General features: G+C 71.6%; 7 protein-coding genes. 5 read left to right on the top strand and 2 right to left on the bottom strand.

Annotated elements, in window-relative coordinates:
* Nucleotides 1-57: 57 nt before the first annotated feature.
* From AB0B68_RS31850 to AB0B68_RS31830, 5 genes are all read left to right on the top strand, one after another.
* On the top strand, nucleotides 58-7428 hold the full coding sequence (locus tag AB0B68_RS31850) for an amino acid adenylation domain-containing protein (RefSeq protein ID WP_357264706.1): 7371 nt from the start codon (nucleotides 58-60) through the stop codon (nucleotides 7426-7428).
* On the top strand, nucleotides 7428-8411 hold the full coding sequence (locus AB0B68_RS31845; protein WP_357264703.1) for an ornithine carbamoyltransferase: 984 nt from the start codon (nucleotides 7428-7430) through the stop codon (nucleotides 8409-8411). Before AB0B68_RS31850 ends, AB0B68_RS31845 begins: the two co-directional genes overlap by 1 nt.
* Nucleotides 8378-9742, top strand: a complete 1365-nt coding sequence (locus tag AB0B68_RS31840; RefSeq protein WP_357264700.1) for an MFS transporter — start codon at nucleotides 8378-8380, stop codon at nucleotides 9740-9742. Before AB0B68_RS31845 ends, AB0B68_RS31840 begins: the two co-directional genes overlap by 34 nt.
* Nucleotides 9743-9827: 85 nt before the next feature.
* On the top strand, nucleotides 9828-10763 hold the full coding sequence (locus AB0B68_RS31835; protein WP_357207177.1) for a TauD/TfdA family dioxygenase: 936 nt from the start codon (nucleotides 9828-9830) through the stop codon (nucleotides 10761-10763).
* Nucleotides 10764-10797: 34 nt separating this feature from the next.
* Nucleotides 10798-11547 (top strand): alpha/beta fold hydrolase, encoded by a 750-nt coding sequence (locus AB0B68_RS31830; RefSeq protein WP_357207183.1) that lies wholly within the window; start codon nucleotides 10798-10800, stop codon nucleotides 11545-11547.
* An 88-nt stretch (nucleotides 11548-11635) separates the two neighbouring features.
* Here the strand turns inward: AB0B68_RS31830 and AB0B68_RS31825 are convergent, their stop codons facing one another.
* Both AB0B68_RS31825 and AB0B68_RS31820 read right to left on the bottom strand, forming a co-directional pair.
* Nucleotides 11636-12271, bottom strand: a complete 636-nt coding sequence (locus AB0B68_RS31825; protein WP_357264697.1) for a response regulator transcription factor — start codon at nucleotides 12269-12271, stop codon at nucleotides 11636-11638.
* The gene (locus tag AB0B68_RS31820; protein WP_357264693.1) at nucleotides 12268-13293 is read right to left on the bottom strand and encodes a sensor histidine kinase; all 1026 of its coding nucleotides are present in this window, start codon (nucleotides 13291-13293) and stop codon (nucleotides 12268-12270) included. The genes AB0B68_RS31825 and AB0B68_RS31820 overlap by 4 nt, the downstream gene beginning before the upstream one ends.
* Nucleotides 13294-13458: the final 165 nt, after the last annotated feature.

Below are 13458 nucleotides of genomic sequence, written 5' to 3'. Positions count from 1 at the left end.
CGGACCGTGCGCGGGCTCGCGGCCAGTTTCGGCGAGGGCGTTGACGAGTGGGAGCCGGTGGCGCCGTTCGCGTTGCTGTCCGACGCGGACCGGGCCGCTCTGCCGACCGACCTCACCGACGCCTACCCCGCCGCGCAGACCCAACTCGGGATGCTCGTCGAGCTGGCCACCAGCGGAGCCCGGGCGGCCTACCACAGCGTCATCGCCCACCAGGTCCGCGACGGGCGACCGCTCTCGGCCGACGCGCTGCGGGCCGCCGTCGCGACGGTCGTCGCCCGGCACGAGATCCTGCGCACATCGTTCGACCTGACCGGCTACTCGGTGCCGATGCAGCTCGTCCACGCCGAGGTGACCCCGCAGGTGACCGTGGTGGACGGTCGCGACGTGCCGGCCGATGAGCAGGTGCGACTCTTCGAGGAGTTCGTCGCGACCGAGCGGGCCACCCCCTTCGACCTGGCTGTCGCGCCACTGCTGCGCGTCGCCGCGCACCAGGACGGCGACGCGAGTTGGTGGCTGAGCTTCACCATCTGCCACGCGGTCACCGAGGGCTGGAGCAGCGCACAACTGCTCGCCGAACTGCTGGCCGTCTACGCCGACCTGGCCGACGGGCGGAGCCCCACCGAAACCGAACAGCCGGTGGTGCGGTACGCCGACTTCATCGCCGCCGAGCTGTCCGCGCTGGCGTCCGACGAGGACCGGGACTACTGGCGCACGGTGGTCGACGGGCGCAACCCCTTCGTGCTCCCCGCGGGCTGGGGTGAGCCGGGCGATCCGACGGCCATCTCGACGACCGTCGACGTCACCGACCTGGACGAGGCCGTCGCACGGTTCGCCTCCGGGGCCGGCGTCTCGGTCAAGGCGGCGCTGCACGCGGCGCACCTGAAGGTGCTCAGCCAACTCACCACCGAGCAGAGCTTCCACGCCGGGCTGGTCTGCGACGCCCGGCCCGAGGTGCTCGGGGCCGACCGGGTGCAGGGCATGTATCTCAACACTTTGCCGTTCGGCTACGAGCGCACCGCCCGGACGTGGCGCGACCTGGTGACGGCGGTCTTCAACCAGGAGGTCGACCTCTGGCCCCACCGGCGGCTCCCGCTGGCGGAGATCCAGCGTGGCAGCGGTCAGCGGCTGCTGCGGGTGCTCTTCAACTACCAGGACTTCTCCCGCGCCGGGCAGTCGGCGACCGTGAGCGGCACCGAGCCGGTCGTCGTCGGCAGCGCCGGCGACGGCGCCACCGAGTTCGAGCTGTCGGTCTTCGCGCACCGGGGCAACTACCAGCTATCCAGCCGCAGCGACGTGCTCTCCCGAGCAAATCTGGAGCGGCTGGCCGGCATGTACCGGGCTGTGCTGGCGGCGATGGTCGCCGACCCGGCCGGTGACGCGCAGGCTGTCCACCTGCCCGGTGGCGAGCGGGAGCGGCTGCTGGGCGTGGTCGACACCGGCGTCGAGGAGCCGGTGACCGGCACGGTGGTTGAGCTGTTCCAGGCTTGGGTGGCCGCCGCACCCGACGCGGTAGCGGTGGTCGCCGGCCCGACCCGACTGACGTACGCGCAGGTAGACGCACAGGCCAACCGGCTCGCCGGGCACCTGCGGGCCGTCGGTGTGGGCAGGGGCGCGGTGGTCGGTGTCTGCCTGGATCGAGGTGCGGACCTGGTGCCCGCCCTGCTCGGCGTGCTCAAGGCCGGTGCCGCCTACCTGCCGCTGGACCCGACCCAGCCGGCCGAGCGCATCGCGTACCTGCTCGCCGACGCAGCCGCCGGGACGGTGGTCGCCACGGGTGAAGACGTCGACGCGCTCGCCGGTTACGACGGGCATCTGGTGCTGCTCGACCGCACCGACCTGACCGGCCACCCGGAGACCGACCCGGCCCCGGTGAACGACGCCGACGACCCGCTCTACGTCATCTACACGTCCGGCTCGACCGGCCGCCCGAAGGGTGTCTGCGTCAGCCACGCCAACGTGCTGAGGCTGCTCGACAGCGCGCAGGAGCACTACGCCACCGACGAGACCGACGTGGTCGCGCTGTTCCACTCGTACGCCTTTGACGTCTCGGTGTGGGAGTTGTGGGGTGCGCTGCTGCATGGCAGCCGACTGGTGGTGGTGCCGCCGGCGGTGGCCCGGGTGCCGGAGGATCTGCTCGACCTGCTGGTGGAGCAGGAGGTGACTCTGCTGGCCCAGACCCCCACGGCCTTCCGGGGACTGGTTCGGCTGGCCGCCGACGGTGACCAGCGGCTGCGGCGACTGGTGCTGCGCGCGGTCGTCCTGGCCGGCGAGCGGCTGGACTTCGCCGAACTCGCCCCGTGGGTCGATCGGCTCGGACTGGCCCGGATCGCCCTCGTCAACATGTACGGGATCACCGAGACCACTGTCTACTCCAGCTATCACCGGGTCACCCGCGCCGACCTCGCTGCCGGGGTGGGCAGCCGGATCGGGCGTCCGCTGGCCGGTCTGCGCATGTACGTACTCGACCACCAGGGGCACCCGACGCCGCTCGGTGTGCCCGGCGAGATCCACCTGGCCGGACACGGCGTGGCCCGGGGTTACCTGAACCAACCGGCGCTCACCGCCCAGCGGTTCGTGCCCGACCCGTACGGCCCCGCCGGCAGCCGGATGTACCGCACCGGCGACCTGGGGATCCGCCTCCCCGACGGCAGCGTGGAGTTCCTCGGACGGCTCGACGACCAGGTCAAGCTTCGCGGCTACCGGATCGAGTTGGGCGAGGTGGAGTCTGCGCTGGCCGCGCTGCCGGCGGTCGCCGAGGCGGCGGTCGTCCTGCGCGAGGACACCGCCGGCGATCCACGACTGGTCGGATACCTGGCCGGAGCGCCCGGGCAGCGGCCGAGCACGGGCGAGCTGCGCGCGGCGCTGGCCCGCACGCTGCCGGACTACATGATCCCGTCGGCCTTCGTGACGCTGGACCAGCTGCCCCGCAACAACAGCGGCAAGCTCGACCGGCGCGCGCTGCCCGCGCCGCAGGACGGCGATCCCGGCGACGGGCGGGCCATGGTCGGTCCGCGTACCGCGTTGGAGGAACGGGTCGCCGGGATCTGGGCACAGGTGCTGGGCCTGCCGGCGGTGGGCGTCGAGGACGGCTTCTTCGAGCTGGGTGGCCACTCGATCAAGGCGCTGGTGCTGGCCAGCACGCTGCGGACGGCCGGCTTCGACGTCTCGGTCGCGGACGTGATGGACCTGCAAACCGTTTCCCGGCTGTGCGCCGCGCTGGTCGACCGCACCGGACCGGTGCACGTCGACCGCCCGGTGGAGCCGTTCGAGCTGGTGTCCGCGCCGGACCGGGCCTTGCTGCCGGACGGCCTCACCGACGCGTACCCGCTGTCCCAGGTGCAGCTCGGCATGCTGCTGGAGATGCTGGCCGACAACGGATGGAACCACTACCACAACGTGACGTCCTTCCTCGTCCGCGAGGACGACCCGCTGGACCTGGCAACGCTGCGCGAGGCGGTGGACCTCGTGGTGAACCGGCACGAGGTTCTGCGCTCCTCGGTGGACCCGACCGGCTACTCGGTGCCGATGCAGCTGGTGCATCCCGCCGTGCGGGTGCCGGTCGTGCCGCACGACCTGCGCGGGTTGTCCGAGGAGGACCGGGAGGCCGAGCTGCGCCGCCTCGTCGCCGTGGAGTACGCGTCGCCGTTCGACGTCGAGCGGGCGCCGCTGCTGCGGTTCGCCGTCTGCCGGGAGACCGACCGGAGTTGGCGGTTGGTGCTGACGATCTGCCACGTGGTCGTCGAGGGCTGGAGCCTGCACGCGCTGGTCGCGGCGATCCTCGACCGCTACCGCTCGATGCGCGTCGGTGCCGGGCCTGAGCCGGAGCCCCTGCCGGAGGTGCGGTTCGCCGACTTCATCGCAGGGGAACGTCGCGCCCTGGAGTCTCCGGTGGACCGACGGTACTGGCAGGACCTGACGGAGCGGTGCGTGAAGTTCACCTTCCCCACCGGCTGGCTGCCCACGTCGCCGCCGCCGACGCGTACCGCCCACACCGTCCGGGTGCCGTTCCGCGACCTGGAACCAGGGCTTCGCGCGCTGGCCTCCAGCGCGCGAGTCTCGCTCAAGGCGGTGCTGCACGCCGCGCACCTGACGGTGCTCGGCCAGCTTACCGACGAGCCCCGGTTCTACAGCGGCCTGGTCTGCCACACCCGGCCGGACATGCCGGGCAGCGAGCGGGTGTACGCCATGTCGCTGAACACGCTGCCGTTCCCGTACGAGCGCGACTGCGCCACCTGGACCGAACTGGTCCGCCGGGTGCACGCCACGGAGGTCGAAATGTGGCCGCACCGGCGCTACCCCGCGCCGGCGATCCGACCGGCGGTTTCCGGCACCCGCCTGCTCGACGTCTACTTCAGCTACCTCGACTTCAACGAGGTGGTCGGTGAGCACGTCGAGGCGAGCCCCCGGTACGCCGCTGCCAGCTCAGAGTTCGCCCTGGCCGTCTCGGCGGTCGCCGGGCACCTGGAGCTGAGCAGCGACAGCGACCACCTGGAGCGGGCCGAGGTCGAGCGGTTGGCCGCGATGTACCGGCTCGTGCTCGACGCGATGGTGGCGGACCCGGACGGCGACGCCCGCGCGGTCCGGCTGCCCGAGGCGGAACGGCACAACGTGCTGGTGGGCTGGGTCGAGGCGACCGACGGCAACGCGCCGGAGCCCGGCATGGTGCCCGACCTGGTGCGGGACAGGGCCGCCATCGCGGGTGACACCGAGGCGGTCGGCGAGCTGAGCTACGCCGGCCTCGACGCGGCGGCGAACCGCCTCGGCTGGCACCTGCGGGAGCGGGGCGTCGGGCCGGAGCGGGTGGTGGGAGTGCTGCTCGACCGAGGTGCCGACCTCGTCACAACCCTGCTGGGCATCTGGCGGGCGGGCGGGGCGTACCTGCCGATCGACCCGTCGTACCCGGCAGCGCGGATCGCGTCCATGCTCACCCAGGCCGGGGCCACCGTCGTGGTCACCAGCACCGCCTACGTCGACCGGTTCACCGGCGTCGACCGGGTGCTGCTGGACGTCGACGCGGGGCCGATCGCGGCCCGCCCCGACGACCAGCCGCCCGGCCGCACCGACCCGGATCAGCTCGCGTACGTGATCTTCACGTCGGGGTCGACGGGACGGCCCAACGGGGTGCAGGTCAGCCACCGCAGCCTGGCCGGCTACCTGAACTGGGCGGTGGACGAGCTCGTCGCCGACCGGGTGGGTGGCACGGCACTGTTCTCGTCGGTCGCTTTCGACATGGTGGTGACCACCATCTGGGCGCCGCTGGTCGCCGGGCAGCGGCTGTGGCTGATGCCGACCGACGCCGGGCTGGACGAACTCGGCCCGCGGCTGGCCGCGGCGGGGCCGTTCAGCTTCGTCAAGCTGACCCCGAGTCATCTGGACCTGCTCGCCGGGCAGTTGTCGAGCGAGCAGGCAGCCGCGCTGACCCCGGTGCTGGTGCTGGGCGGCGAGGCGCTCACCGCGCGGACCTGCGCGCGATGGCAGAAACTCGCACCACGGACCGTGCTGCTCAACGAGTACGGACCGACCGAGGCGACGGTCGCCGTCAGCCGTTACCCGCTGACCGGCGCGCTCACCGGCCAGGTCGCGCCGGTCGGCCGGCCGCTCGGCGGGATGCGTACCTACGTGCTGGACGCTCGGCTGAATCCGGTGCCTGTCGGCGCGGTCGGCGAGGTCTACCTCGGTGGACCGCAACTGGCTCGGGGGTACGCCGGACGACCCGAACACACGGCCGCCCGGTTCGTGCCCGACCCGTACGGGCCGGCGGGCTCCCGGCTGTACCGCACCGGTGACCGCGGCCGTTGGTTGCCGGACGGGCAACTCGACCTGCTCGGCCGGGTCGACGATCAGGTGAAGATCCGTGGGCACCGGGTCGAGCCGGGCGAGATCCGCGCGGTGCTCCTCGAACACTCCGCCGTACGCGACGCGGCGGTGGTGGCCCGCCCGGCTCCGGGCGGGGGCAACCAGCTGATCGCGTACCACGTGGGTGGTGCCGACGACCTGGCCGGGCACTGCGCCCGGCGGCTGCCCGCGGCCCTGGTCCCGGCGGCCTTCGTGCCGGTCGACGCCATCGCGCTCAATCCCAACGGCAAGGTGGACCTGCGGGCGTTGCCGGCGGTGCCACTGCGGACGGAGGCGGAGATCGCCCCGCCGCTGGGTCCGGCCGAGACGATCCTCGCCAGGATCTGGACCGAGGTGCTGGACGTGCCCACGGTCGGTCGTCAGGACCGGTTCTTCGCCCTTGGCGGGCATTCACTGCTGGTGGTGCCCGTGGTCACCGCGGCTCGGCAGGCCGGCCTCCCGCTCACCCTGCAACAGGCGATGATGGACCAACCGCTGGCGGACCTCGCCGCCGCGCTCACCGTGGCCGTTACGGCCCCGGGGGCCGGTGCGGCGCGAGCCGTGGCGCTGCCCCGGATCGCGCCGTTGCCCCGGGTCGCTCCGCTGCTCGCCGAGGCGCGGGTGCCCGGCGCGTCGCTGGCCGTGCTCGCGGACGGCGAGTTGGTGCAAGTCCTTGCTGTCGGGCACTGCACGGCGGGCGGTGACGCCCCGGTGACCCCGGAGACCATCTTCCAGGTGGGCTCGGTCAGCAAGCTGGTCGCGGCGGTAGGTGCGCTGGCCCTGGTCGACAGGGGAGCACTCCAGCTCGACGCGGACGTCAACGCGTACCTCAAGGGGTGGCAGTTGCCCGCCGACCGGCCGGTGACCCTGCGGCAACTGCTCGGCCACGTTGCCGGCCTGACCTCGACGGGCAGCAGCGGACATCCGCGCGGAGGCCCGGTACCGCCGCTGTCGGACCTGCTGCTCGGCCGTGGCGTGCCCACCGAACCGGTGCGGGCGCTCGACGCGCCCGACCCGGTCGCGGTGGAGCGCAACAGCCACTTCGTAGTGATCCAGCAGCTCATGGAGGACGTCACCCTGACATCCTTCGCCGACCTGATGGCCGAGCTGGTCTTCGCACCACTGGGGATGACCGGCAGCAGCTTCGACCAGAGCTTTCCGGAGACGTCCGGCCGGCCGGTGGCAGCCGGGCACGACGAACGGGGCGAGCCACACCCTCACGGTTGGGAGGTGCGTGCGGACCTGGCGGCAGCCGGCCTCTGGACCACCGCTACCGACCTGGCCGCGCTGACCAGTGAGATCCAGACCGCCTACCGGGGTGATCCGGCCCTGCTCAGCCTGGAAACGGTGAGGGCACAACTGACCGCGGGCCCGGGCGGCGTCTTCGGGCTCGGCTGCATGGTGGACCGCATCGAGGGGAGTGCTGGAACGCACGTGGAGTTCACCCACCGGGGCCACATCGCCGGCTACCGGGCGCTCGTCACCGGTCGGGTTCCGGACGGGGCAGGGCTGGTGCTGCTGACCAACGGCGAGACAGGCGACGAGGTCATGTCGCTGCTGATGTCGAACACCGCACGGACGGAGGACATGTGATGACGACCTTTCCGAGCGTCTCCGCGACGGTCACCGACCCCACCGTCCAGCAGGTGCGGCACCTGGTGTCGATCCGCGACCTGACCGATGCGGACCTCTACTCGATCATCGCCCGGGGCGCCGCGTTCGCCGCCGGGGAGTGCGGGAACCCGCTCGCCGGGCAGGTCGCCGGGGTCTACTTCCTCAAGACCTCGACGCGTACCCGGACCGCCTTCACCAGCGCCGCACTGCGGCTCGGCGCCGGCGTGATCCAGTACGGCCCGCAGGACCTGCAGACCAACACCGGGGAGACCAGCGAGGACACCGGCCGGGTGCTGTCCGGCATGCTCGACGTGCTGGTCGCCCGCACCGCCGGTGACCCGGCCGAATTGCGGGCCTGGTCTGCCCAGAATCGGATGGCGGTGATCAACGCGATGAGCGCCGAGGAGCACCCCACCCAGGCGCTGACAGACCTGACCACGTTGCTGCGGCAGTTCGGCCGGATCGAGGGGTTGCGCCTGCTCTACCTGGGGGAGGCCAACAACACGGCCACCGCCCTCGCCCTGGGGCTCACCCGGTTTCCGGGCGTTGAACTGGAACTGCGTACCCCGCCCGGTTACGGCCTGCCCGCCCAGATCCTGGCCGACGCCACCCGGCAGGCCGAGATCAGTGGGGCGAGCATCGTCGAGCGGTGCCACATGTCAGACCTGCCGGGCGAACTGGATGCCATCTACACCACCCGCTGGCAGACCACCGGCACCGTGAAGCCGGACCCGGACTGGCGACAGGTCTTCGCCCCGTTCCGGGTCGAACAGGAACTCTGGCGGCACAGCCCGAACGCGGTGTTCCTGCACGACCTGCCGGCGCATCGCGGTGAGGAGGTGACCTCGGAGGTGCTCGACGGGCCAGCGAGCATCGCGTTCGGTCAGGCGGAGAACAAGCTCTACAGCGCGATGGCGGTGCTGGAGTGGTGCCGATCGCACGCGGGTGGGACGACGCGGTGACGGTCACCGAGCCGCCGGGCAGGCCCGCCCGCCGCGCGGCGAGGCTCACCCGCAACCGGGAGTTCCTGTTGCTCTGGACCGGTTCGGGGCTCTCCGCGCTCGGTGCCCGGGCCACCTCCATCGGCTACACCCTGCTGGTCTACTGGTCGACCGGTTCGGCCACCGCGGCCAGCCTCGTCACCTTCGCCGCGCTGCTGCCGAACCTCGTCGCCCAGCTGCCGGCTGGCGCGCTCGTCGACAGGTGGAACCGGCGTACGACGATGCTGATCTGCACCGCCGGCCGCGTTTTCGGAGCCGGCAGCGTGGCGGCGGTGGTGCTGCTCGACGCGGTGCGGTTGCCGCACCTGATGGTGGTCGCGTTCCTGGAGGCCACCCTCGGCATCTGCTACGCGCTGGCGGAACGAGCCGCGGTGTGTGCCGTGGTGCCCCGCGACCAACTGGGCGCGGCGCTGGCGGCCAACGAGTCGCGGGCCAATGCCGCCAGCATCCTGGGCCAGCCGACCGGCACCGTGCTCTACGCCGTGGCCCGCTTCGCGCCGTTCCTGTTCGCCACCGCCGTGCACCTGGTGTCGCTGGTGACCCTGCTGTTCGTCCGGCGGGACCTACGGGCGCCCCGGTCGTCGGACGGCTCGGCAGGCGGGCTGATCGCCCAGATCAGGGAAGGTGTCGCCTTCATCTGGGGCACGCTCTACCTGCGTCGGGCGCTGTGCCTCTTCGCGGCCAGCAACATTCTCTTCCAGATCCTCGGCCTCGGTCTGGTGGTGCTGGTCAAGGACCGGGACGGCACGCCCGCGACGGTCGGTCTGCTGTTGGCAATCAACAGCGTCTTCGGCATGGCGGGCGCGATGACCAGCAACGCCTTCCTGCGCCGGTGGGGCATCCGCCGGATGATGATCGGCATCCACCTGGCGTGGGCGGTGCTGATGCCGCTGCTGGTCGTGGCACCCGGGCTGGTTGCGGCCAGTGTCCTCCTGGCGCTGATCAATTACGGTGCCGGGATCGGCAACGTGGCCGGGGTGCTGTATCTGCTGAGGACGACACCCGACGAGCTGCGCGGCCGGGCCGGCTCGATCTTCACGCTGCTCTCCTCCGGTGCCAACTCGATCGGCGCGCTGCTCGCGGGCTTCCTGCTGGACACCGTACGCATCGAGGTGGCGTTGGCCGTCGTGGGCGCGACGATGGTGGTGATCGCGGTGTTCGCGGTGCTGGCTTTCGGCACCCGTACCGCCGCACAGGCGGAACGAGCCGAGGCAGCTGCCGAGCGGGCCGACGCCGAGCGGGCCGACGCCGAGCTGGCGGCGACGGCAGCCGGTCGCGACCCGCATGGTTGAACCCGGCGACGATATCGAGGAAATATGGCCGCCCACGTCAGGCTGCCCGGCACAGGACCGACCCTGGCGTGGAGGAGACCGACCGATGAGCGAGCACGGCACGTGGCAGCCGCACGAGATCACACCCAGCAGCGCCAGATGCGCAGCCACCGTTGACGGGCTGATCGGCCATCTGCGGGAGCTGGACCTGACGGCGTTACTCACCACCGAGAAGGCGCTGGTGTTCCGGGGCTTCGGCGTCGAGCCGGGCGCGCTGGACCCGGTGATGGACATGGTGCTGCCCAACCGGCTGGCCTACGTGCATGGCAACTCGCCACGTACCAAGGTCGGCCGCAACGTCTACACCTCGACCGAGTACCCAGCGCCGTACACCATCTCCATGCACAACGAACTGTCGTACGCCGCGCACTGGCCAGCCCGCCTGCTGTTCTACTGCCAGCTCGCCGCGCCGACCGGCGGTGCCACCCCGGTGGTCGACGCCCATCACTGGCTGGAGTCTCTCGACCCGGAGGTCCGCGCCGCCTTCGCGGGCGGGGTGTGCTACCAGCAGAACCTGCACGACGGCCTGGGGCTGGGCAAGAGCTGGCAGCAGACCTTTGAGACCGAGAACCGGGCGGAGGTCGAGGCGTTCCTCGACGGCACCGGGGCGACCTGGACGTGGACCGCGGAAGGGCTGCGGGTGAGCCAGGTCCGCCCGGCCACCACCCGGCACCCCGTAACGGGGGTGGAGGTGTGGTTCAACCAGAGCGACCAGTGGCACCCGGCCGCTCTGGACGACGAGGTCGCTCGGGTGATGACCCAGGTGATGACGCAGGACGAACTGCCCCAGTCGGTCACCTTCGCCGACGGCAGCCCGATCCCCGACGAGTACGTGTTCCAGATCCGCGACCGAGGGCTGGACGCGGCAATCGACGTGGACTGGCGCGTCGGTGACCTGCTGCTGATCGACAACGTGCTGGTGGCGCACGGTCGGCGCCCCTACACCGGGAGCCGCCGCATCCTCGTGGCGATGTCGGACTGACCGGGCATCGGCTGGCGGGAGGAGAAACGTGGAGATGATAGGGGCCGGGGTGCGTGGCCGGTGGCTGCGGACCTTCCGCCGAGCTGAGCGGTCCGACCTGCGCCTGGTCTGCTTCCCGCACGCCGGCGGGAACGCCAACGTGTTCCAACCGTGGGCGGGCCTGCTTGACGGCGCCACCGATCTGCTGGCGGTCTGCTACCCGGGTCGGCAGGACCGGCTGCTGGAGCCCTGCGTGGATCAGATGGACGTGCTCGCCGAACGGATCAGTGACGTGCTCGTGCCGTACCTGGACCGGCCGATCGCGTTCTTCGGCCACAGCATGGGCGCGTCGGTGGCGTACGAGGTCACCCTGGTCCTGGAGTCCCGCTACGGGTTCACGCCGAGCGTGCTCTTCGTCTCGGGACACGGCGCGCCGCACATCTCCCGGGTCGAACTCGACCCGGATCTCGCCGACGACGAATATCTGCTCGGCCGGATCGGCGCCCTGGGTGAGGTCGATCCGGTGCTGCTGCGGTCACCGAAGCTCCGCGAGCTGATCATGCCCTCGCTCCGGGGGGACCTGCGGATGCTCTACCGCCACCTGCCGCGCGAACCGGCGAAGGTCCGAGCCCCGATCGCCGCCTACCTGGGGACCGAGGACCCTACGTGCACCACGTCGACGGTGCGGGCCTGGGGGGAGTTGACTACCGGCGGCTTCGAGTTGGCGACGTTCCCCGGTGACCACTTCTATCTCGTGCCGGAACAGGAACAGGTGGTTGCCGCGGTGACCGCCCGTCTGGGCTGACCGACGGACCACGCCCCAAGGGACGGTCGCGGGAACCGTGGCCAGAGGAGAGGCGGTGGGGCCGCTCGGTGGCTCTGTGGTGTCCGGGTCACCGTCGGATCAAGCCGAGTTGGGTTGCGGTGGCGATGGCGGCGGTGCGTGAGTCGACGCCGAGTTTGGTGTATATGCGGGCGAGGTGGGATTTGACGGTGCCTTCGGTGAGGTGCAGGCGGACACCGACGGCGTGGTTGGACAGGCCTTCGGCGACCAGGGTGAGGACTTCGGTTTCGCGGGGGGTCAGGGTGGTGCTGGGGTCGCGTAGCCGGTTCATGAGCCGGTCGGCGACGGCCGGGGCGAGAGTGGTTCGGCCGACCGCGGCGGTGCGGACGGCGGCGGCGAGGTCTTCGGGTGGGGCGTCCTTGAGTAGGTAACCGGTGGCGCCAGCTGCGATGGCGGGCAGGGTGTCGGCGTCGGTGTCGTAGGTGGTGACGATCAGTACGCGGGGGGCGCCGGGTCGGGCGGTGATAGCGGCGGTGGCCTGGGCACCGTTCATGCCTTTACCGAACTCCAGGTCCATGAGCACGACGTCGATGTCGCCTTGGCAGGCGCGGGCCACGGCGTCTTCGGCGGTGGCGGCTTGGGCCACGACTTCGATGCCGGGTTCGGTCTCCAGTATGGCGCGTAGACCGGCACGGACGATGGGGTGGTCGTCGGCCAGCAGCAGGCGGATGGGGACGTCGGTCATGAGGTCGCCTTGACGGGGTGGTCGCTCGAGCAGGCGAGTGGCAGTTGGGCGGCCAGAGCGGTGCCGTGGCCCGGGACAGACTCGAGGGTGAGAGTGCCGCCGAGGGCCAGGACGCGGGCGCGCATCGCGGGCAGGCCGTATCCGCCGCTGCCTGCTTCGGGTGCGGGAAGTCGGTGCGGGTCAAAGCCGTGGCCGTCGTCGACGATGTCCACGGCGACGTGATCACCGAGGTAACTGAGGGTGACGTCGGCGGTGGTGGCCTCGGCGTGGCGCACGGTGTTCGCGAGGGCGGACTGGGCGATACGCAGTAAGGCTGTGTCGTACGCGGCCGGCAGCGGCCGGGGATCGCCGGTGAGGTGGAAACGCGCGGTGAGGCGGTGGCGGGTGCTGGTGGTGGCGCACAGCTGTTCCAGGGCGCCGGCCAGAGTGGTGTCGTCGAGGGCGGGCGGGGTGAGCGCGGCGACGAAGCGGCGGGCCTCGGCCAGGTTGTCGACGGCGGCCTGGCGGGCCTGCCCGACGTAATGGGCGGCTTTGTGCGGGGTGTCGGGAAGAGCGCGTTCGGCAGCCCGTAGCAGTAGTTGGATGCTGGTGAAGCCCTGGGCGAGGGTGTCGTGGACCTCACGGGCGAGGCGTTCGCGTTCGGCGAGGACACCGGCGGTGTGCTGTGCGGCGGCGAGGTCTGCGCGGGTCGCGGTGAGTTCCCCAATCAGCCTTCGGCGGTGTTCACTCTCGCGGTACAAGCTCTGGTATCCCCACACCACCGCGACCGCCACGGCGGCGCCGAGGGTCGGGCCGATCGCCGCCGTCGGGCTGAACGAGCCCTGGTGGGCGGCGAAACCGATGACAGCCGCCACTGTGGTGGTCACTACGGCGGTCAGGCCGGCGCGGCGTGACAGCAGGTGCAGCTGTAGGAAATACAGCGGGAACGCCACCCATACCGCGTCCGCCGACAGGGTCAGCAGGATCAGCCAGACCGCGCCGACGGCGGCCAGCCACACCGCGGCGGCGCGCCGCGAACGCATGACGGACGGCAGTAACGGCCCAGCCGCGTAGATCAGCCCACACGTTACGGCCGCAACGATGATCATCCCGGCGTGCGGGCGGTACCGGGAAAACGGTCGCACGGCGACGAGGTACCCGAGTGGCGGACCGCGGTGGGCCGTGACGCACCCACCGCAGCCCCACCA

This window comes from Micromonospora sp. NPDC049049 (genome assembly GCF_040649115.1).
Taxonomy (GTDB): Bacteria; Actinomycetota; Actinomycetes; order Mycobacteriales; family Micromonosporaceae; genus Micromonospora.
This window is presented reverse-complemented; position numbering and strand designations above follow the sequence as displayed.